The following is a 21849-nucleotide window of genomic DNA, read 5'->3' on the forward strand; positions in this document are numbered from 1 at the left end:
TCACACGCGAAAGACGCACAAAGCGAGGAAGTGAGCAATGTCACTTGAGCTACGAAGCTACAGGATCCGAGTTCGAAGACTTCTCGGTGCAATCACAATTCTCACAGTCGTCTTCATCTGCGCGTGGTTTGCCACTTCGGATGTGCTGACGTTGGGTTACACGATGACAGTGCCGGTTTTCGTAATCCTGTCCTTTGTCATTGAAGATGCCCGTATCGAAAACCATCGCTCCGGCGCGCTCTGGATTGAGACGGCGGTATCAGGGGCGGCTGCAGCTGGCGTAGGTTATCTCGGATATTGCCTATGGATGCTTGGCTATTGACGGTGTTGTGAGATGCGGATCGTCGTTCGCAATAGTCCCAGTCATGAACTTGATACGCTCACGAACCCTGAAGGAGCTGCCCTTCGTGCCTGGTATGGTAATGCGGCGTCTAGGGAGGATGAGGCCGTCGCCCTTGCCGTGATCCGGCGGGCAAAGGCAATGGACGGTTGGATCGTCTGTGACTGCGTCAGCGGAGAATTCCAACCCTTGCTGGCGCCCATCAAGCAGGAACGCACCTTCACACTGCGGCGATTAACTTCGAAAGGTCAGGGCGATCCTCACCAAGAACGACGTCCCAATCACGCCGTGTCCTGCCCGTTTCATGTTGAGATGGATGGAAGCCCCGCGCGGATCGATCGCCATTTTCACATCCGCCCAATACCGAAACTCGCCAAGCGCTACGTCGATCCACTTCCTGCTATCCCCGATCGCCTTGCCAATCTATCAGACCGAGAGCTCCAGCGGTCAGCTGAGAAAAATGATCGCCCATCGAGGCTTGGGAGCATTTTGTGGCGCGTTCTGGACAAGGCACAAATCAACATCGTCCCACCCTTGCAGGACCAGTCTGAGTTCTCTCTCAAGAACCAGATTTCGAGGTTGCGCGCCACAGCAAAGGAGTTCAGGGTCTTACGGACCTGGACCCTCAATGCTCTCACATCAACCTGGGCCGCGGATTACTGGAATGCCGACAGCCGATGGCAAAGCTTGCTGTCGGCTTCACGCGAAGACTGGCCTCCTGCAGTCAGACGGACCGGGTTCATGCTCCTTTATGCCAAGAGCGTATCTGCCCAGTCTATTATGCCGGCATCCTCTGCTCGAGCGATCGATGTCATGGGCAAGGTTCGACAACCGCGGCGGGGCGATCCAGCGAACAGGGGACCATTTCTGGTCTTGCTCAACGCCGATTTCGGGGAAGACGATGACGGGCCGGCCAGGGCAATCCAGGCCTATGCCCAGCCTGTCTATAATTCCCATACGCTCTTCCCGATAGAATCGGGCTTTGAACGACAAGTGTCCCATTTGCTGTTCTGGCTGCAGGACGCTCTGTTCGAATTGCTGCCGGACTTGCAAATCCGGATCGTCAAGCCGCTCTTTGCAATGGACGCGCCAAGCGGCTTGTGCCGGCCAGACTTCGTCATTGAGGCCACCTATCGAGACAATCCCAGCACAACGCTCATCATTGAGGCGATGGGCATGGAAACAGAAGAATATCGAACTGCGAAGGCGAAGACATTGCCGCGAATGGAGCAGATCGGGCCGGTTTTTCTGCTCACCCCATCGGATCTTGCCAAGGATCAGGCGGTCAAGTCGGCGCGCCGCCTGTTAGCTTGGGTTATCGAACATATCCGTTAATCGACCCCATATCGTAGGGGCTGGCCGCGCTTCAAGTGAATTAAACCAGCCTGCCATCGAGGGCTATCGGAACCTGCTTCGGTGCAGAGATATCCAGTCCCACCTCCTCGAGGCAGTTACTCGCGCGACCTTGCGACCTACATTAAGATTGGGAGCTCGCAAACTGCCCAATGCCACACATGCCAGATATCAAATGCATATCGGCCGCTTGCGGCAGGCTGAACCGCCTTAAGGCTCGACGGGTGCAGTATCCTCGCCCAAAGGATCGCGGGCGGCCTCGGCAAACGCTTGCAGATGTTTCCTCGAGTTGTCGTCCGATAGCCGATCTGACAAACTCTGGATCAGCAGGTCGACGTCCGTGTTGAGCTCAAGCACGTCAATCGAACTGTCATCTGTCCGCTGGAAAATCACCTCGTTAAGGGCTTCAATATCCTTGCCAAAGACTTCCCTGACATCCTGCCGCCGCAGGACCGGCAAGCTACGTCGTAGTGGGCGTCTCTCAACAGGATAAGTTGCCCCGGAAACTGTCACCTCATTCCGATCATCAGGCGCGCTAGGATACAGCTTCTGCGCCAGCGCCTCCTCGTCAATCTCGGGATCGATATTGCCCTTGCTTGCAGGCGGTGACGCGGACCTCCTCATTTGCTTTACTCGTAGGGAAGTGGGGCGCTTCGTTGGCGAGTTTGGACCCGGATTCTCCGCTGACGGCTCAGGTTCCGCTACGCCAACCTCCCTTGCTTCGTCGAGATCAAGACGCTGGCGAAGCTCGTCGAGGGAGGAAATGTAAACCTGTCGTACGCCGTTCTTAACGGCAAAATGCAGGTTTTTCGGCCTTCCCGTTGGCGGGGTCGGTGAACCGTTATCGACGATGGCAACCTCAGCGCCATCATTGATAGTCCACTCAATCGGCTCAATGCAGGGCTTTGCTATCGGCTTGAACCTGCGCACCTTGGCGAACATCCGCTCCCCACCGGAATCAAGCTTCATAATGCGCATCAGTGGCATCCCGGTCACTTGGAGGATCGCTTCTTCCGGCTTCATCATCATCAGCGTGTTGACCGGAAGAAGATCGACCGAGACCGGCACTTTCGAGATTGAGCGCTGCCTGCGGCCATGGCGGTGCGAATAGGACGACTGTTCGACCCATTCTGTAGTCTTGCCGGCTGCCAAGGACACGGCAGTGGCATCCTCCGGGTTCTGGAAATTCATGAACAGCTTGATTGTCGATGCCCCCATCAGAATTTTTTGACCCGACCGTTGGTAGAGCCGCTCAAGCTGGGCGCCGTCCTGCAGGATGAAAACGAAACGCACGCCGTTCTTGCGGATAAGCGGCGCCAGTGTCAGCACGGTATCGATGCGACCACCATTGCCGAACTCGTCGAGCATCATCAGAACTTCGTGCTCGCCGTTCGGTAGTGGCCCGAGCTGTACCAATTTGTCGGCCATTTGCTGGATGAACATCGAGATGAGCCGCTCGTAGATCTGAATGGCATTCCAGTCCGCCTGGATGAAGATGGCGAGCTTGCGCTTTCTGATGGTGTCGATCGGGATCGTGGTGATCGATGTCAGCGCCTCGACCAGAGGGTTCTGCAGGAAGTTGAGCTTGGCCACGATTTCCGCGGCGATGCCCTCGCCTAGCTTCTCGTGGCGACCGGCGAACTTCGTCAGCTGCATCCGCGTCTGGTCGGAGAGTACCGCCTCGTAATTTTCCAGGAGTTGGACGATCGCCTTCCGCTCGTCTGACATGGAGTTGAGGATGCGATAGAGCTCGCTCAGCGATTTGCGGGTATCAGGGCATTCCAGGACGAAGCCGAGCATCGCCGTCAGCAGGATCCTGGCGCTCTCTTCCCAAAAATCCGACGAATCCGAACGTAGCCGCTCGGGAAGCAGCATCTGAGTCAGCTTCTGAAGATCAGTGATCCGCTGGTTTGGCTCAGTGCTGATCAGATCGAGTGGATTGTAGCCGTCGGTGAACTTCGATCCCGGTGCCAGAAGAAAGATATCGTATCCCTTATCCTTGAGGTAGCCCGAGGTCTCATCGAAGAGCTCGCCGCTCATATCAAGGACGACCTGCGACCCTTCAAAGCTCATCATCGTCGGGATGACGAAGCCGCGCGATTTGCCTTGCCCAGGCGATCCGATGACCATGACGTGCTGGTCACCGTCATTGCGCAGAAGCAGGCCCTGTTTCAGGCCAAGCACGATGCCATACTTGTCTCTCAATCTAAAATCAGCAGCATCCTTCAGCGTCGCGAGCCTTGCCCGGCCCATGATCATCCTTTGACGTCGCTGGATGGCAGCACCGATCGGAAAGCCGACCACAGCACTAGCCGCGGCAAGGCCGGCCAGCGCCGCAAAGACTGTCTGGCGAGAAGGTTTCTGAAAGGCTCCGGCCGCGTCCGTCGCACCAAAGGGCGCCTGATACATGGCCGCAAGATGGTCACCGTAATAGCTGGCGATCTCGGCGTGCTCCCCCGCCTTTGTCGCGACCATATAAAAGGCAATGCCGTAGACGATGATGCCGGCATAGGCAGCCGCGAAGATCATGGCGGTCAGCACGATCAGACTGAACATCGACCGGACATGCAACAGATAAAGGATCTTGCGCGACAAGCCCCTTCCGGCCTTTAGCATCCAGAGACTCAACACGAAGAACAGTATCGGTGCCGCCAAAACGAAGGAGAGAATGCTCAGACCAACAGTGTTTCTGGTGTGGATGATCGACCATGTGTAGTGCATGGCGTCAACAAAGGGCGCAGCACCAACATAGTCGAAATACGACCCCTGCTCGAACGAGACGATATAGGCGTCGTATATCGTCGCGAATACAAAGAGCCACAGGCCAACCGCGCCGAGAAGCGCTAAAGGAAGGGTGAGCGGCGACGCTTTCTGCAGTCCAGACCATTTCGGGCGCTCAATCTCGCTGGGCGTGGATACGCTTGCCATCTTCATCGACCTCATCGGCAAAATAGATCTCGCTGACGCCGCGGCCGCCCGCGGCGTCGCTCTTCTTCAGCTGAACTACGATCGGGATGATGGAGCGGATGTAGCGAATGATATCATCCCGCTCCATGCGCACATTGCTATTGAGCACCAGCGTCGACAGGCGATTGAACGCGTGATGCGGCGAGTTCGCATGGATGGTCGACATCGAGCCGGGATGACCCGTATTGATGGCATTGAGGAAGTCGAACGCCTCGTCACCACGCAACTCGCCCATGAAAATCCGGTCAGGCCTCAGGCGCAGTGCTGTGGCGAGCAGATCACCCATCGTCACCTTCGCCTGCCCCTGCCCGCCTTTGGAGACGAGCAGGGACACGACATTTTCCTGGCAGGGCTCGAGCTCGGCTGTATCCTGCATAAGAATGAAGCGCTCCTGATTAGGGATAGCGGTCAGCATCGTGTTGAGGAAGGTGGTTTTGCCGGTCGACGTGCCGCCCGAGATCAGCATGCTTCGACGATTGGCTGATGCGAGTTCAAGAAAAGCTCGGACCTGTCGCGCCCGCAGAAGGCGCGACAATTCGATGTCGACGTCATCGATATAGTCGTCACCGGTGACCCTGGTGAAGCGGAAGGCGCCGGCCCGCTCATAGTCGTTAAGATCGAAGCGACGGATGAACTGCTTGCGGATCGAAAACGCATGACCGGTCGCCGACGTCGGGTTGAGCACAAATTGGACACGTTCCCCGCCGATAAGGGTAGCGGAGAGCAACGGGTTTTCGGCATTGACCGTCTGCTTCGTGAAGGATGCCGCCCGGGACGCCATGTGCCGGATCGCCTCCTGATCGAGACCTTCGACCCGCTCCCGCACCATCGCGATATGTCCGATCCTCTCCAGCCAGACCTCGTCATTGGCCTGGCAAGATATCTCAACAATGCTTGGATCATCGAGAAAGCGCCTGATCGGCTCCAAAGCCTCGGCCAGGAAATGGTGCTCGGCAGAGATTACTGGGCGGGCGTTCATTTGCCACCTCTTTGCTTGCGCAACCGATCGAACTCTTCGCGGACCGGATCGGGATAGAGGCCAGCGAAATCGAGATCGCGTGTGACGAAGACATTCATGTCGGAGCCTTGGCGGATATGGATGGTCGGCCGAATGTTGCGGCTATCCTGGAAAGCTTCGCTGCCCAATTGCTGGATGCCGGATGCGATCGTCTCGGCGGCAATCTGCCGGGCGCGATCCTGGGACGTGTCGCCGCTATCTTGGGGTATACGCGTGACACTACCGTCACTGTTGACGACGGTAATGTATTCGTTCTGCTTCTGACCGAGCTGGGCGATGTATTGCGTGGCACCTCCGATCAAGGTCATCAGCGCCGGCGGCCCGAACCGCTCCCAGTATTTCCGGTCAACAGTGCCGGTCATGCCCGAGCGTCCGAGACCATCGGTCCCGTAGGAGCCAAGCTGCACCGAAACACCGTCGCCCCTGATCATCCTCGTCCAGACGATCAGGACCCGCTCCTGCCCTCGCTCGACACCGGACTTGTAATCCCCGATCAGGGACGAACCAGCGGGGATCAGGATACGTCGCCCGTCGAAGGAGTAGACATCCTCCCGAACAATCCCCTTCACCATGCCTGCGAGATCGGAATTGATAGCGGTCTCCAGCGTGCCGCGGATCATCGTGCCTTGCGGTATCCATGCGTCTGTCCGACGGTTTTCGGTAGCAACCGAGACCTGGACACCCTGGCCGCCCATCGCTTTGAGAAATGCCCTGTCACGATCATTGGCGCCATCGACTGTGCCGCCATTATATGGTGCAGAGGCAGCATCAGCACTTGACGCCGATCCCATGCCGAACGCCGAATTTGGTGATCCGCTGGCCGAGGCCTGCGCAGCACCTTGGCCCTCGTTTGTCTTGTCGAAGACCATGGCCGAGGACCTCACGCGCTCAAGGAGCTTTGCCTGTCGGGCGAGCTCGATGCAGTGGGGATTGTCCGGGTTCTTTCCTCTGGTGCAATCGACCTCTGCTGGTGGAAGTGCAGGTGCAGTGGCTGGTATGACGGGAGCCGGTGACGGTGGCGGTGGTGGAGGCGGCGCCTCAGGCACCTGCACCGTCGGCAATGGCGGTGGGGCGGGTGCCCTGAAACCCTCATTTCGAGGTGTCTGCACCGGGCGGAATTCTTCGCGCGGCGTGTTGTCGACAACCTGCTCCTTTTCGCCGCCGGACACGAGGAAATAGAGAATAACGCCAACACCGGCGATCGCAGCAATCATTGCAAACGGGCGCATCAGGCCAATTCCGGACCGTCTGACCGGTCCGCCGAGCGACGCATCACCATCCAGCGAGCGATAATTGGGCGAATTGAAGTTCGGATCCGACATGTTGCCCTCCTATCGTGATTGCGATGGTTGCGGGCCGATTGCGCCACCCATGCGTTTCGGGGCAACGGCGCCTTCGATCGGTGCGGGGCTGTCGGCGGGTACGGTCCGCAGATTGAAGAGGCATGTCTCTTCTTCCGTGCCGTAGCGCAGCGACCATTGCCGAGAGACCTTGTCGATAACGATGTAGTCCGCTTCCCGCCGATAGTTCACGAGGCTTTCCCTGCGCTTCGTATCGACAATGAAAATTCCAGGAATATCACCTGTGAACTTCATGAATGTCTTCAGACCGTCATCAAAGACCCAAACGGGCTTGGCCACATCATTGCCTTTGAAGCCATAGTCATAGTTGACCTTGTCGCGGCGGATGTTCTTGATGTTCGGATTGCGCTGGGCATCCTGTGCCTGTTTCCACAGCTCGGCTGTCCCCTTAAGGCCGGCATCTTCTGGATAGGTGAACTTCAGCTTGAAGGTCTGATTTTGCATCGCCTTGCTGTCGTTGACCCGCAAATCGAAGGAATAGGTGCGCTTTGAAGTGACGACGGAAAGGTTGGTCGCAGCATCCTTCTCCATCGGCTTCAGGGTCAGCGACCGCCTGTCGGCAGAGGTGAGGATCTGCCAGGACACGGTGTCGCCGGCGACAACCTGCGTGACGTTCTCGTCGGCGCCGAACAGGATAGTAGTCACCAGACCGTAGGTGCCCGTCACCTGGAAGACCTGTTCGGCGGAATAGGGAAGCGAGCGGATCCTCGGGTCGAGCCTGCCAGGTCGCGCCAGCAGTTCGGCATCCGCGATCGTCGGCTCAAGAACGGCTAAGATGGAAAGTGCCATCATCCATCGCTTCATGGCACGATCCCCGATGGCATGTTCTCCGGGACCTTGGCATATTCCGTGACGACAAAGCCGAGGGGATTGTAAAGACGGACGCGATTGCTGGCCGGAAGATTGATCTGCCGATAGCGCACGGTCGCCGACCAGCGGTTGACGACATCGCCGCCGCGGTGCCGCTCGCGTGTTTCGAAGCGTACGGCCATGGTCGATGCATTGAGTGGATTGACCGACAGGATCTCCGGGCGGATGTTGCCTGTCGTGCTCATGGTCTTGACCGGCCCGCGAGGATTGCTGGGGTTCATCCAGTCCTCGTAGTCCTTGAAAGCCGACGAATTTGGCTCTGACCAAAGGGCGATCATGTCGAAATTATCGGAGAGGTAGCGGGGGTCGTATGTTTCGCGACGAATTACATAGTTTCCCACAAACGACGCCTGTACCGCCTGGAGTTCCGAGACGCTTGAGCGATCCTTCTCGAGTGTTGTGACGGTCTCCATGTAGCCGGTATTCTTGTCGACGATCAGCGGCACGACCTCGGTGCGCACAAGCGGGAAGAGTTGTGCGACCGAGAAAGACAGGATGCCGGCGATGGCCCAGCCGGCGATGGCAAAGACCAATGATATCATCCCGATCAGTGTCCGCAGCGACCGGTTCCTATCACCCCAGGTATGGTGTCGATCGTAAATGTCTTGAGGGCCTGCGACCCGATCAGCAGGCTCAGTGAGTTTATGTCTTTTGAAGAGTGTCAAAGTCTGTCCCCAAAATACTTGCTATGAAAATCTTTTCGGTCGCGCGTTCGCGGCCATGATTGCCGCTTCATCCGCCGTTGCGCCGTCGCGTGGTCAGCGTTCTGCCGAGCCTGCCGGTTGCTGCGATTGTGCCACGGCCGACGAGCGCAGATGCTGTCAGAGCGCCTTGCGGCCCAGCAACCATACCAAGAGCAACGGCCGCGGCCTGGCCGCTGCGTGACGAACTCGACGAGAGTGCATTTCGCGTCGCTCCATATACGATGTCGGCACCACCGCCCCTCGGGACGTTCGATATGGCTGCGCCATAAGCGAAGGCTCTTGCAATCTCCGGCACCTGCAAAATGAAGTAAGCTATCAGCGCCAGGTAGAGCACCATGGCGACCATTATCGCGAGCGCGTTTTCGCTTGTGGCCATGTCATCGTTAATGGTGTCCATCATGCCGATCAGAAAGCCGAACGAGAGACCGGCCATGATGTAGGTGAAGAGAAGCATGAACATGCCAAAAGCTATACCCCTCTTCCATGCATCGAAGACAAAGCGGGTACTGCCGAAGAAATAGCAAAGGATGGCAATCGGACCGATCGCCATCATGACGGCGGTGATCATCTTGGCAAACAGCGTGACGCCAGTGAGGATCAGCAGCATCGGGAGAAGACCGAAGACCAGTACGATGAAAACGACCACGGCGCCGGTCACGTTCGGCAGCCAACCCGATTCATAAGAATTGAACAGCTTCATGGCGAAGTCGTAGACTTTTCGTGCCATTGACGCGACCTGTTGAGCCAAATCGGCGCCTGCCGACTGCCCCCCCATGGCCGAGGAAATCGCCGATCCGAGATCCTGCGGTGAGGAGAGCACGAACTGGCCAATATTGTCGTAGAACGTCGCCCAGGACATGATCAGTGCATAGGCAAGGGCGACCTTAAAACCGGTGATCGCCATATCGGCGACTGAAATCCTAGTCTGGCCCAGGGCTGCCATCATGAAATAAACGGCAAGAAAGATCGCCAGGATGGCGCTGACAAGTTCGCCGTTCTCAGCAAACAACCCCCATGCCCGCTCCAGTGAAGCCTCATTGATCTTGTCAAAATATCTGAGCGCGTCGCCATAAAAATTGATCGCGTAGCTGACTGGATCCATCTCGTCCCCTGAAGCCCTGTTTGCGGGTTGGAATTGCCGGTTAAAACTGATTGACCGGTCGCATCGGGCCGCAATCGTACGGCAGCACCGCATCGAACGCTGAGGTTGACGGGTCCGGCTGGGGCGCCGGCCCGTAGCCGAGTGCTGGCACCGGGCTGTCATCGGCCGAGCATTTCGCCAGTTGCTCGTATTTTCCAGCACAGCCACCGAGAGCCAGGGTGATGCTGACCATCGCTACAAGAACCTTCACTGGGACTTCTCCTCGAAGGCTTTCAGTTGATCGCGCACTGACGCCGTTTCGGTACTCGCTCCCCCATCACGGAGGACACTGTCCGGTAGCGTGGCGAAGGTCTTCAGGTTTTGCGAGGACGTCGCCAGAGCCGCTTTGTACTGCTGGTTCAACAGCATGACCTGGTTGTTGAGTGAACCGACGGCCTCGTTGGCAGTCTGGTTTCCCTGCAGCACCATCTGTGTGTTCTGCTCCAGCGCGCCTTTCAGGTCCTGCGCCGAGCCGATCTTCTCGGTCGCCTGCAAAAAGGAATTCTGGCGGTCTTTCGTGGCACTGTTCATCGCGTCGGTCAGCGCAGTCAGGGTCGTCAAGGCGTTGATCCCCTGCGAGTAAGCCTGATTGGCGCCGGACAGTTCCCCGCCATTGGCCGTGTCGACGACCATTTTCACGAGGTTGAGACCATTGATCAATTTGGCGGCCGTATTCTGGAACTGGCCGCTGATCTCGCCGAACACAGCCTGGTTGCTCGACATGATCGAGTTGAAGTCGGGCGCCTGGCCCATGCTGAAGCCATTGCCGGTGGCGAGCTTGGCAAACTGACTCGCATCCTGTGTGCGGTCCCCTACGATCGCCTGCAAAGTCTTCGTCACGTTATCTTTGACGACCGACGTATCCTGCTGAATCTGCTTCGACAGCCGCTCGATTTCCTGCGCTGCGGCGATATTGGCGGTGTCCTTCACAGGAACCTGTGCGAAGGCGTGCGGCGCGCCGACCAGACCGAGTCCGATGGCAAGAACAATCCTATTCATAAGCCTCTCCTTTGCTTTTTCGTCAGTTTTCCGTTGGCCGGGCGTCGACGACCGTCACCAAGCCAAGCGCCGGATCGTCGATCGCCGAGAATGTTGCAGTGTCACCATTGGCGCGCGCCGCCTCCTGAAGATCCTCGAGCCAGCGCTGTATCTGCTCTGTCGTAGCGTTCGCCGGGACGGCAAAGCAGCGTGTGCTGCCGGTATCGATGATCGTCGTCGGGCACTGAATTTGTGCCATGATCAGCGAGCCGTCACTGTCCTTGGAGTTGCCGCCTCCAGAACCTCGCAGGCTCGACGAAGATGATTGCAGACCAGCCTGAAGGCGCTGCAGATACTGCTGGTTCGCTTCTAGCGATTTCTGGGTGAAGGCATTCCAGGTGGTTGCGCGCTCGACCTGCGCCTGTGTGTTGCGGTCGACAGCCTTTTTCAGCTGTTCTCCACAGCCCGTGCTATCGCTGACCGCTTCAGGTTCGGTCGTCTCGGTCTCGGTCGGCGTCTGGTCGCCATTCTCGGCCTTGTTGCGCTCGTAATACCCTGAGACCTTTTTGACATAGTCCTGGGTCTCGGCAATGTTCGGGATCTGGCCGTTTTGAAGCGATTGCCGATAGGGACCGGCATTGTAGCCCGCGGCGATCAGGTCGTAACGGTCGCCGAACATGCCCTGGAGCTGCTTGAGGTATTTGACCCCGCCGCGGATATTATCCTGCGTGTCGTAGGGGTTCACACCAAGCCCTGCTGCCGTCCCTGGCATCAACTGCATCACGCCGGTCGCACCGACGCCGGAGCGGGCCGATTGGCGGAAGCTCGATTCCTGCTCTGCGATCGCCATGGCAAAATTAGGGTCAACACCCTGTCGGATCGCTTCGTCACGGACCTTGCGGGCGACTTCCTGCTGGCTCAGGTTCCGTTTCGATGGGCCCGCCGGTGCGGTTTGACCAGCCATTCCGGCTGCTGAACAATCTGCAGGCGCCCCGGATCCCTGCCCTGGAGCGACGCTGTCGGTGGCCCCACCGGAAGCGCCTTTGACGCTCTGCGTGTCGGCTTGGTAGGACCCGTAACTATCGCGGGTCGCCTCGTCACTTTTCAACCGGGTATCATCAATCACAGGGACCTGCGCGCGAGAGGCCGAGGGCACCATGATGGTGGCAATCGCAAGCGCACCGACGGTTGCCAGTTCAGGAAGTCTTGGCGTTGTCATCCGACGCATCCCCCTCCCAGCCGCAGAATTTCGAAAGCCAGTTCTTCGGGTCATCACCGTGTTCGTCCCGGAGCATCTCGACCTCGCGAACGGTCTCTTCCCGCCCGGACAGGACCTTGATGAATTCAGGCATGTGGGACATGTCGACACGCGCGATTACGCTGCTTTTCGCTTGCTTGATCAGCATGAAACGAGAGCTCGGATCGCCATTCTTGACCCAGTCGAACTCGGCCCGCGATAGCCCGAAATGCTCCATGTAGGAGCTCTCGTCAGCCTTCGGATTGGCGAAGAAGATATTGGTTGAGGTTTGTTCGATGATGGTGCGGCTGACACTCGACTGGACCACGTCGTCGGCCGACTGGGTCCCGAAAATCACCAGACCGTTCCGCTTTCGGATGGTCTTGAAGTAATCCTTCATGGTGCGCTTGAATTCGTCGTCGTCGAGCAGCTTCCAGGCTTCGTCCATCAGGTTGATGATCGGCGCCCTGCCGTCGTAGATCTTGTCCAAGCGATGGAACATGTAGAGGAGTGCTGCGGTTCGAACCGTTGGGTCGTCCAGGATCGCTGTCATGTCGAAGCCGATTATCGGACGGGAGATGTCGAGACTGTCGTCGGCATTGTCGAAGAGCCAGGCATAGGGGCCCTTGTCGACCCATTTGTCGAGCCTGGCGATCAAGCTGCCTTCTGTCCGCTCGCTGCCGGCAAGGAGCGCACGCAAGGACGATAGACGCCGATAGGACCGGTTCTTGGTCTTCAGAACCGACTTGATGGCATTGCGGATAATCGCCTCTTCCTGAGGCAAGAGGGTTTCTCCCTCCTTTGTCGGCTTCAGCATGAAGCTTAGCAGGCCATAGAGGAAAACGCGGTTTTCCTCTGTATCGTCGAGAAGCAACGGGTTCCAGCCCGAGGGCTCTCCGGGCTCCAGCGTCATGTAGGTGCCGCCTGCGGCTCTCACCATGATGTCGAGGCCCCGGTCCTTGTCGAAGACGATCGTTTTCAGCCGCGGGCTGACCCGGTAAGCCTGCAGGATCAGGAAGGACATGATCACCGTCTTGCCGGAGCCGGTCGGCCCGAAGACAGTCGCGTGTCCCACATCGCCCTGATGGAAATTGAAGAAGAACGGCGTGCCGGACGTCGTCTCAAAGATCGTGATCGCCGGTCCCCAATGATTGCCGTCGGGCTTGCCATAGGGATAGGCGTGAAAGCTGCTCAAGCCGGCACAGTTCAAGGTGGAGATCAGCGCCCGGCGTGCGATATAGGCCTGATTACCCGGAAGCTGTGCCCAGTAGGCCGGCTCCGTATTGAGGTCCTCGCGGATATAAGATGCGCCGAGCGCCCCCAGTTCATTACCGATCAGGGCAACCGCATCGTCGAGTTGGGCGATCGATTTGGCGATCGGCATCACGGTCAGATGATGTTCGGCGAAGGCGACACGCTTGCGGGCAAGCTCGTCCCGAGCGATGTCGAGATTGGCCTGAACACTCGAACCGCCTTCGTCCGATTTCGACATCTGGCGATCGAGACGCTCAATGCGCCCACGTGCGGACATGTCGTCGACAAAAGACATCGACTGGGTCAGCACCATTTCAAACGGCAGCTTGAGGATGTAGTCGAGCATGCCAGCACCGGTCTCGGGCGGATATTCCTTCAGCGACACCATGGCGGCAAACCGGTCATCGGCAGCCGTGTCGCCTCCAAGATGAATGAGGCGGTTGCCGATCGAGGTGCGGCGCGCCGGCAGCATCTCGTCGACCGGGGTATTGCCGAGACGGACCGGACGCACGCGCCCACCATTCAGCAAGGTGTAAAAGAACTCACATTGTTCAGAAAACCAGACCTTTCGAGCGCCCTCCTCCAGGACGGCATCGTCGGCGATCGTCTTGTAGATAGCTCGACCATTCCCAAGATCGGCCTTGATACGCTGGACGTCGCGCAGAACCTTCGGACTGTAGACGGCAAGCGACTTTTCCATCGCCCGGGTCGCCTCGACCAGCCGGTCACGCATTGCCCGGAGCTGCTCCTTGCGAACGACTTTTCCGCCGATGCCCATGACGCGAGACAGGGTCGAGCCCTTTTTGAACAAGGGACGGACGACCAGCGATATATAAGTATCGTTGACGAACATCTCGTTCCTGGAGATGCTAGACTGATAGACAAGGTCGAGACGCTGCATGAACGGATCGGCAAAGGTCGAGGGAAGCGATGGCGCGACCTTGCGCCTGATGACATGCGTGTAGAGTGCGAAATTGCCGATTGATGAAATCGCACGGAAGGCCGCGTTACGCTGGCCTTGCAGCATGTTGATGGTTTCGATATCGGCGGTTTCGAAGGAGAACCCGGTTAGCTGGATGGTCGAGACTAGGCAGTCGTTCTTCAGACGGATGATGCCGTTTTCGATCGGGACATAGAAAGGGACGTGGGTCGCCACGCTTTTGTCCGCGAAAATCTCCCAACCTTTCGACAGACGGCCCTTCAACGATCGTGCCATCGTGCTCATACTTAGACTCCGTACGTCCTGATTCCGCCACCCAGCCGGCGACCGACGGGATTGACGCCACACATGCTGAGCCGCCCGACGATGTCGAAAAACCACAGGTCGAGCTTGACGGTGAGGACATAGAGAATGCCGTGGAGGATGATGAACGTGGCCGGAAACCAGAGGATCGAGCCAACGATCATGAACACCATCAGCGACACGAAGCATTCGGCGAGGAAGTAGGTGTAGGGGATGCCCATCACCGTCGGCGGACGCGTCAGGGCAAGGATGACAGGATAGGACTCAATGTTCTCATCAGTCCCGTCTATCGTGGTTGGGGCGCCCGCCATGATCAGGCACCTCCGCCGGCGATAAAATCCACCAGCTCGGCAGCTGCAAACATGCCGGCAAGGCTTCCGCCGACCCGCAACAACGCCCCCCACGACCAGTAGCCAAAGGCCGCTGCCAGAAACATGCCGATGAATGCGACCGCACCGATTGAACGGCCGAAGGGTCCGGTGAAAAACTGGACTAGCCTGTCGGCCGCATTCTCCAGAGCATCCAGGTTTTGGGCCACCGCGGGTTCATACTGGACCAACACAAGGATCACGCTGGCTGCGACGACGCACGCGGTGTTGCCAAGAGCATTGCGCTTTGCCAGCCAACACCAGGCGGCTCTGCCGTAAAGCGTGGCGATCTCAACAGCGACTTCGGAGTGTTTCATTGGACTACCTCTTCCTTGACGATCTTGACCGGACCGCCGGAAACGATGGGACCACGCTCCTGACGAGCAGGCCCGAGCGCCGCGGACGGTTCTGCGACTGAGAAAACAAGCATGGGAGACTTTGCGCGCTCTTCTCGCCCTTTGTGGGCAGCTTGCGAGGTGCCTGCCCGGCGCCGCATAGTCGCGTGAGCCGCCGGCGCTGCTTCAGGCATGCCCGTGTAGTATCCCACCACCCGCGTGACATAGTCGGCGGTCTGCTGGATCAAAGGGAGCGAATGGTGGGCATCGACGCGCGGCTCACCGGCGTTGTAGGCCGACGCGATCAGGACAGGATTCCGATATTTGTCGATCAGTAGACGCAGGAAGCGCGTCCCGGCGCGGATATTCTGTTCGGGGTCGGTAAGATCTGTTGCTCCGAAGGCGCTACCGATCTGGGGCATGACTTGCATAAGGCCGATGGCACCGGCCGGACTGGCAAGCTGCCGATCAAAGCCGGCGTTCTCGGCACGCATGATGGTCAGCACCCAGTTCGGGTCGACCTCTTCTTCGACCGCGATCCTAACAGCAAGTGCCCCATAGGCTTCCGGCACGCCATCCAAAAGATCGCTTCGTGGCGATACCCTTTGAGCTGTCTGGAGGCTTCCTATATCCAGCTCGGGATCGATTTCGGTCTGCCCATCTCCGGTTGAGAATACGCTGATCGAAGAATAGGCGGCGCGCCGGCGTTCGGCGCTTTCATTATAGCTTGGCTGCAGAGGGACAAAAGACGGAAGCGACGCGGAGCGTGTCGGGCCGTTTGCGGTCACAGGGAGTGGGTAGTTCGAGCCGGACTCCAGTTCGGCGAACTGCGCCGCAAGGCTCTCTGCGGCGATCGCTGGAGCAGAAACAGGGATCGGTCGAGATACTTCCGCCTGTCTGATGGATCTTGGTGACGGCCTTGCAGATTTTGGCGCTTCGTTTGGACCCGCAGGATGCCGGACGGTCGCTGTAGCTTGCCAGACATGATGTTCGTTGCTGAGGCTTGATCCATACCCCTTGAGGAAAAAGACCGAGGCGATTGCGGACCATACGGAAACCCGTGACCGTGCGCCTTGGGGTAGCTTCTTGAGGTAAAACGAGCTGTGATCCATTTCCGAACCAGTTCAAAATTACACTGCGATATAAGTTTTGAACTGCATTCTCGGGTAAAAATCAACCACAAATATCACTTGCGTATAATTTCAGCACCATGGAAACTTCGCTGGCACCCTTCAACCGGCGAAGGTTCAGTCGCGTAAGCGTGACCAACGGTCCGGCATCCAGCGATACCGGGCTTGCTCCCGATCCCCGAAAATCATGGCAAGACGGACCGCCGCGCCGCCCTTGACCAGTACCGAGCCGGCATCACCTCCCGATCGCGCCCCGTAGATTTCGCAGATGTAGTTTGGCAGCTCCTTCTGAACTCGGGGCATCGACGCGCAGGAGGCAACCTGATAGCGGCGGTCGTCAGCGGACGAATAGCCGCGACCCGTCTGCTGAACCGAGCCCAGACGATGGCGCGCGAAATCCGTGCCGTATTCCAGCTGGCAGTCGACGATAATCGAGCCGTAGCGCCTGCAATCAGCTAGGTTCAGATAGGCATAAGGCGGCGGCGGAAGTGGACGCGGGTTGACGCTCACGCATCCCGTCAACGATGTCGCGAAGATCGAGACCAGGCAAAGCGCCTTGGCATTCAGCATACCGTTACTCCTGAGTTTCTCGGCCATAGCCAGCTTCAATGGTGAGGCGTGAATCGCAATACAAATCTGGGACCGCGCCATCGCCAAAAGAGATTGAGCGCTCGCCGGATGCAGACGTCACGAATAAATGACACTGCGGTATAATTTATACCATTGCACCATCTGTCGCTCAAGGGAGCTTTGGGGCAAATATGCTCCACGGCGATACTTACCGCCTTCCCCGCCAAGCCCTCTCGCTTCCGGTAACCGAGTCCCACAGCGCAGCATGGCGGTCTCCCCAGATCCGTTCGGGGAGTGTTGTCGACCCGCAAGCTGCGAAGATATGGAGGTGGGCGCTTATGTCTTTGTGCGATCAATGCAATCAACGATACGCAGATCCACGCATTTGCCCACAAGCCTATTCGCTCGATAGGTAAGACACCTGATGAGCGCAAACGTCATTCGCGTAATGGCCGTTACGCTTAAAGGCCGATCGATTTGTTCACCTCTAATCTCGTTCGCAGAATAGGCGCCGTGACGATTCGTCGATCGACGTAATCGCTCAATAGGTTATTCCCCGAAGCGCTCGTTCGCCGCCTCACGCATCCTCGCATAAGCCTATTCGGTAGATGCGCACGGCGCCGATTTGCCGATTTGCCGATTTGCCGATTTGCCGATTTGCCGATTTGCCGATTTGCCGATTTGCCGATTTGCCGATTTGCCGAAACGCTCAACCACGCATTCGCCGATTGCAACCGACAAGTGATCCTCCATCTACCGAATGCGTGTTTTGCCATCCTCGACAAATTCGAGAGATGGCTCCCCACCATTCTTATCGACTGTTTTCCGCAACCATCCGATGCCCCTGCAAGGCCGCGCCTTGCACTCGCCCCTCGGGCGAAACGGCTATGGGTATACCAATAGCCTATCCTGCCATCTTACACAGACCGGCCAAATGCCGTGCCCGAGACGCAAATGCTGTTGCGCGTTGCCAGACGATGCAACAGCGATCGGAGGTGTCACACCGATGATCCGCGTCGTAAGAGCCGCACGGAATTTGGCTGGTCCGTGAAAGATGCAGAAGCGAGCCGTCATCGTGAGCTGCCGGGATGATCGGACCGCAGGGATTGAACATCGAAGGCTGCGAGCGATGAGACGGCGAGCACACCGCAGGAGTAAATGGGCAGATCGAGCGGACACCCGAAGCATGAGGGTGGAGCGAACGCTGCGCGTTGCCTCCGTATTGTTTGGGGAAGTCGCGGCAGCGTCCGCTTGACCGGCCCAAAAGGCCGGGCGGGTCCCGACCTGCTCCGCAGGAAGAGGGATGTTTGAGGGCAGAGGCGGCGAGCCTCTCCCCTCAAGGCAGCGCACAGGCTCGAAGCCTGCAAGCGGTCAATGGTTCGGCGAGTGCGAGAGACGGCATCTGCCGTCTCTCGCCTCTAGATCAGTGTGCCAGGTTATCGAGATCATCACGTACAGAAGATCCTGCAAGTTCGCGGATCACGGCGCCAATCTTCCACGTGCCGATATGGGTGCGACGTTGGGTGACCAGGATATCGACTGCCGTCTCGTTTGTCTCGTTTGTCTCGATGGCTTGCGGTATCCATATCGTCCCAATCGCCGAGATTGTTATCTGCCGACACAACGGCGACATCCGGCCTGATTGGTTGGCCCTATGAGGGCAATGCGCGGCGCAACGTGTATGAGGGTTCCTATCATTTCCGCCGCTCCCATTCCGTTTCGAAGAACTGACGACGCAGCCCGGTCCATTCCCGACGCCACCAAGCCCGCCCATGGCTATTACGAAGCGAAGCTTCGTGTTTGGCGCGCCGGTCGATCCGGCGGGCCGGGCAAGACATGACGGCAAAAGCCTCCCTCAGAAGGGAGGCAAGGCCGGAACCTGGCCGTCCTGCTCGGCGATGATTACCGCAAGCTCGGCGCGTGCCAGCTCGAGTTCGAGTTCGATCTCGCGGCGCTCGATGGCGTCGTTCGATGCATTCAATTCCAGGCGCAGTTCTTCGATGTGTTGTTCCAGATGCATCTTCGTCTCCTTGACGTTGTGAATGACGACGCCCGCGGTCATGAGGGGTCGGGTCGGGTCAAGGTTCGCGTCAGCGACCGGCGGAGCCGGCGTGCGGAGGAGCCGATTTTGTTGGAGCGCAGGGAACCGGAGCGGAGGCAAAATTGGAGGTGCCGCGCGACCTTGAGGCGGCGCGATCGCTCATGGCACCCTTGGCGAGACTGAGCAGATATAACCTCTCCGTATGGCACCCATTTCGACAGGTGCGGCCAGTTGGGTGTTCCAGGACTTGGTTTCTGCGTCGAGAACCTGTGGAAAGGCCGTGTTTCCAGATGTTTCTGCTGCACTGCGCCAATGACACGACGCAGTTTCGCTGCAAGGAATTTGATGTCAAAGATGCGGAGACAAGATAATGACGACCACAAACGAGATTGCCGACAAGATCGCTGCTGACCATAGCCTGACGAAAACGCAAGCCAAGACCATTGTCGAGGCGGTGATTGCCTCGATCACTTCTGCCGCGGTTGCCGGTAACGAAACCAGCCTGCCAGGTTTCGGCAAGTTCAAGGTGAAAGCGACGCCGGAGCGCGAGGCCCGCAATCCGGCGACGGGTGCGACCATCAAGGTGGCGGCGGCAAGAAAGCTGGCCTTCACGCCTGCAAAGGCTCTGAAAGACGCCCTCAACAAATAAAGTCTTGAGGCGATCAGAGAAAGGCCCGGCGGCGTGCCGGCCTTTATTTTTTTCACCGGTGCCCGTCGCAAGCCCGTCAAGCTGGAAGAAGAAGAGCCCCGCCTTGCCCGGCGGGACTCGGTATTGCGTAATTCAGATCTCGCGCTTCGGCCGGTTCCAGATCAGGGCGTATTCGCCGTCTTTCTCGCTCGGCCACAAGGCCGCGGTGATCGGTGCGTTGAAACTCGGGTCGTCGAGTTTCACCGAGATGTATTGCTCACCGTCGGTAGAAACCGCCTTCCAGCCGGCGCCAACCTCGACACCGTTTCCGGCAGTAATCCGGAAATCCGGGGCGTCGCGCGAGACGCGTTCGATCGGGTTGAGGCGGGCCTTCATGCTGACGGTGAGGGTGCGAACGTTGCCGATGATGGAGTTGTTGCCGTTGGTGGTGAATTCGCCGATGACTGCCATTGTCGTGTCCTTTTCCGGTGTGTTCGGGCCGCGCCCATCGCGGCCTCGATGGCGGTGTCAAGACCGACGGCGATCGACGCCGCACCCTTGGGCCGAAACGTCAGTGGAGGGCGGCCGGGAGCGGCTTTCTTGTCGGGCGAGGAATGCGAACCTGTTCGCAGGGGAAGAAAGTTGCGGACGGCCGTTGCGGTCCAGGCGATCGAGACGAAGGCGTCCTTCGGTCACACCAGTCCCATCGAGGTCTGCGTGGGTGTCGTCCGTCGATCCGGATGGGCAGGTCATGATACGCAGTCAACGGCAGTTCGCGACCGACATGATGCCCAAAACGCTGTGACCTTGTGCCCCCCGCGATTGCCTAGCCATGCTGACCGGTCGGAATGAGTTCGCAGGTCACCATTTTCGTCCATGACGACGCTGTCGCGATTGCGTCGGCCGGTGATGCCTGGCCAAGGACACTGATGCTCCTCGACCTGTCTGGCTAGGCACCACACGTCCCTCGCATGCGTTCGGCCATAGGTCGAGCTGGCCATGGTCGGCAGCAGAGGCGAGATCGGCTTCATCGAGCGGGACGCAGAGTGTTGCGACACCTCGCCGTAAATGACCCATCATTGGTGGCGGAGCGCCTTCTGGAGTTCGCGTATCTGCCGTATGTGCGCCGTTGTCCTGGATTGAACCCCGGCCCCGAGCGAGACCGCTCTGAGCCGGATCGTCAATGTTTCAGCGTAATCAGCACGCCGGGGTTCGAACACTGTCAAGCAGCCTCTTGAGCAGATGGCGCCTGCGGCTGAAGGCTGTGGAGATAGGCGACGGCGCGCTGCGCATGGGCAGCAGCCCGAAAGATGGCGCGCTTGTCGGACCCGAGCATCGCTGCCCAGGTCTGGATATAGGCCGCGTGGTCCGGCCGCGGCTCCAGTTCCGGAACGATCCGGAGATCTGCGCAAAGCATCGCAGCGCCGATCTCCACGAGTACTTCTTCGAAGGCGCGCTCCCGGCGATCTTTGTGATAGCGGGACAGATCCCTGTTCAACCGATGGGCCGGAGACGTCCAGTGCAGTGTTTCATGTGCGCGAACTGAAATCAGAGACGCCGCGTCGCGGAATTGCGCGGGCTCGGGGAGCTGGATGTGGTCAGTCGGCGGCGAGTAATAGGCCTGGTTGCCGCCATAGCGGACAACCGCACCGGTATTGTCGAAGAAACGATCGGCATGCTCGATACGCTCGAACGGTTTGCCGATCACCTCGGGAGCATGATAATATCTATCCGGCAATCCTTCGATCTGATCGCAGTTGAAAACTGTGTAAGCTTTCAGGAACGGGATATCGCGCTCGATTTCCCCACTTCCGCCGTCGGTTTCCGTCTTCGTAAAGCGGCTCGCATAGACGACGGTGGCGCCGCTTTCGCCCTTGCGGACATGGGCGCCGAGTTCGTTGGCCTGACGCAAAGTCATCCATGTCGCCGAGGAAAACCCGCAGGCGACGCTTTCCGACCATAAAAGCAGGACGTTGAGCCCCGTATAGGCCTGCCCGTTATGACGGAGCGGCCGGCTGACCCGACCAGTCATATTGCGGGCGCACCATGGCTTGATCCATGGGCGCACACCGTTTTCCAGATCGGCGACGATACGGTCGGTGATGCGCGCATAAATGTCGATGCGGGTGTTGTCTGTCTTCCTGCTCATTGTCCAAATCTCCGTTTACGGAAGGCCGCGTCGATCGCGACCTCGTCACAGTGGACCGATTGCAGGAGCGGTCAGGGGGCAGGCGCACCGGAACGGCCGAAACGCATGTGGAGGACGGCGAAGCCGTTGCGATCTGCATCCGGCTCCTGCAGGACCAAGGCC

20 protein-coding genes are annotated in these 21849 nt (G+C 58.5%); 3 read left to right on the plus strand and 17 right to left on the minus strand.

All coding sequences use genetic code 11. The annotated features are described in order from the left end of the window. The first annotated feature begins 37 nt into the window (after window positions 1-37). The gene (locus tag JNB91_RS16245; protein ID WP_220326559.1) at window positions 38-322 is read left to right on the plus strand and encodes a hypothetical protein; all 285 of its coding nucleotides are present in this window, start codon (window positions 38-40) and stop codon (window positions 320-322) included. A gap of 12 nt (window positions 323-334) precedes the next feature. Next, on the plus strand, window positions 335-1675 hold the full coding sequence (locus JNB91_RS16250) for a hypothetical protein (protein WP_220326560.1): 1341 nt from the start codon (window positions 335-337) through the stop codon (window positions 1673-1675). Between the two features lie 228 nt (window positions 1676-1903). Here JNB91_RS16250 and JNB91_RS16255 read toward each other — a convergent pair whose 3' ends face one another. From JNB91_RS16255 to JNB91_RS16325, 15 genes are all read right to left on the minus strand, one after another. Further along, window positions 1904-4621, minus strand: coding sequence for a type IV secretory system conjugative DNA transfer family protein (locus JNB91_RS16255; protein WP_220326561.1), 2718 nt, complete (start codon window positions 4619-4621; stop codon window positions 1904-1906). Then, a complete protein-coding gene (virB11, locus tag JNB91_RS16260; protein WP_220326562.1) occupies window positions 4590-5639 on the minus strand; it encodes a P-type DNA transfer ATPase VirB11 in 1050 nt (349 codons plus the stop codon). Before virB11 ends, JNB91_RS16255 begins: the two co-directional genes overlap by 32 nt. Then, window positions 5636-7000: a type IV secretion system protein VirB10 gene (gene virB10 / locus JNB91_RS16265; protein ID WP_220326563.1), complete on the minus strand. Its 1365-nt coding sequence runs from the start codon at window positions 6998-7000 to the stop codon at window positions 5636-5638. The genes virB11 and virB10 overlap by 4 nt, the downstream gene beginning before the upstream one ends. Window positions 7001-7009: 9 nt before the next feature. Further along, complete coding sequence (locus JNB91_RS16270; protein WP_220326564.1) at window positions 7010-7843, minus strand: TrbG/VirB9 family P-type conjugative transfer protein; 834 nt, start codon at window positions 7841-7843, stop codon at window positions 7010-7012. Next, window positions 7840-8574 (minus strand): VirB8 family type IV secretion system protein, encoded by a 735-nt coding sequence (locus JNB91_RS16275; protein ID WP_220326565.1) that lies wholly within the window; start codon window positions 8572-8574, stop codon window positions 7840-7842. Before JNB91_RS16275 ends, JNB91_RS16270 begins: the two co-directional genes overlap by 4 nt. A 67-nt stretch (window positions 8575-8641) precedes the next feature. Further along, window positions 8642-9715: a TrbL/VirB6 family protein gene (locus JNB91_RS16280; RefSeq protein ID WP_220326566.1), complete on the minus strand. Its 1074-nt coding sequence runs from the start codon at window positions 9713-9715 to the stop codon at window positions 8642-8644. Between the two features lie 40 nt (window positions 9716-9755). Then, the gene (locus JNB91_RS16285) at window positions 9756-9965 is read right to left on the minus strand and encodes a hypothetical protein (protein ID WP_220326567.1); all 210 of its coding nucleotides are present in this window, start codon (window positions 9963-9965) and stop codon (window positions 9756-9758) included. Beyond that, the gene (locus tag JNB91_RS16290; protein WP_346269350.1) at window positions 9962-10684 is read right to left on the minus strand and encodes a conjugal transfer protein; all 723 of its coding nucleotides are present in this window, start codon (window positions 10682-10684) and stop codon (window positions 9962-9964) included. The genes JNB91_RS16285 and JNB91_RS16290 overlap by 4 nt, the downstream gene beginning before the upstream one ends. 91 nt (window positions 10685-10775) lie before the next feature. Further along, window positions 10776-11951: a lytic transglycosylase domain-containing protein gene (locus JNB91_RS16295; protein ID WP_220326569.1), complete on the minus strand. Its 1176-nt coding sequence runs from the start codon at window positions 11949-11951 to the stop codon at window positions 10776-10778. Continuing rightward, window positions 11929-14448, minus strand: a complete 2520-nt coding sequence (locus JNB91_RS16300) for a VirB4 family type IV secretion/conjugal transfer ATPase (RefSeq protein WP_220326570.1) — start codon at window positions 14446-14448, stop codon at window positions 11929-11931. The genes JNB91_RS16295 and JNB91_RS16300 overlap by 23 nt, the downstream gene beginning before the upstream one ends. A 2-nt stretch (window positions 14449-14450) precedes the next feature. Then, window positions 14451-14777 (minus strand): VirB3 family type IV secretion system protein, encoded by a 327-nt coding sequence (locus tag JNB91_RS16305; protein ID WP_220326571.1) that lies wholly within the window; start codon window positions 14775-14777, stop codon window positions 14451-14453. 2 nt (window positions 14778-14779) lie between these two features. Continuing rightward, window positions 14780-15151 (minus strand): TrbC/VirB2 family protein, encoded by a 372-nt coding sequence (locus JNB91_RS16310; RefSeq protein ID WP_220326572.1) that lies wholly within the window; start codon window positions 15149-15151, stop codon window positions 14780-14782. After that, window positions 15148-15957, minus strand: coding sequence for a lytic transglycosylase domain-containing protein (locus JNB91_RS16315; protein ID WP_346269351.1), 810 nt, complete (start codon window positions 15955-15957; stop codon window positions 15148-15150). The genes JNB91_RS16310 and JNB91_RS16315 overlap by 4 nt, the downstream gene beginning before the upstream one ends. Window positions 15958-16416: 459 nt before the next feature. Further along, window positions 16417-16869 (minus strand): hypothetical protein, encoded by a 453-nt coding sequence (locus JNB91_RS16320; protein ID WP_220326574.1) that lies wholly within the window; start codon window positions 16867-16869, stop codon window positions 16417-16419. A 1855-nt stretch (window positions 16870-18724) separates the two neighbouring features. Continuing rightward, window positions 18725-18931 (minus strand): hypothetical protein, encoded by a 207-nt coding sequence (locus JNB91_RS16325; RefSeq protein WP_220326614.1) that lies wholly within the window; start codon window positions 18929-18931, stop codon window positions 18725-18727. A gap of 349 nt (window positions 18932-19280) precedes the next feature. Here JNB91_RS16325 and JNB91_RS16330 point away from each other — a divergent pair, with 349 nt between their 5' ends. Further along, window positions 19281-19559 (plus strand): HU family DNA-binding protein, encoded by a 279-nt coding sequence (locus JNB91_RS16330; protein ID WP_139679322.1) that lies wholly within the window; start codon window positions 19281-19283, stop codon window positions 19557-19559. A 132-nt stretch (window positions 19560-19691) separates the two neighbouring features. Here JNB91_RS16330 and JNB91_RS16335 read toward each other — a convergent pair whose 3' ends face one another. Both JNB91_RS16335 and JNB91_RS16340 read right to left on the minus strand, forming a co-directional pair. After that, the gene (locus JNB91_RS16335) at window positions 19692-20009 is read right to left on the minus strand and encodes a DUF736 domain-containing protein (protein ID WP_220326575.1); all 318 of its coding nucleotides are present in this window, start codon (window positions 20007-20009) and stop codon (window positions 19692-19694) included. Between the two features lie 751 nt (window positions 20010-20760). Next, entirely contained in the window at window positions 20761-21687 is a 927-nt protein-coding gene (locus JNB91_RS16340; protein WP_220326576.1) for an ArdC family protein, read from the minus strand. Window positions 21688-21849 lie beyond the last annotated feature (162 nt).

Origin of the sequence: Aliirhizobium wenxiniae (assembly GCF_019511445.1) — a bacterium.
Lineage (GTDB): Bacteria > Pseudomonadota > Alphaproteobacteria > Rhizobiales > Rhizobiaceae > Neorhizobium > Neorhizobium wenxiniae_A.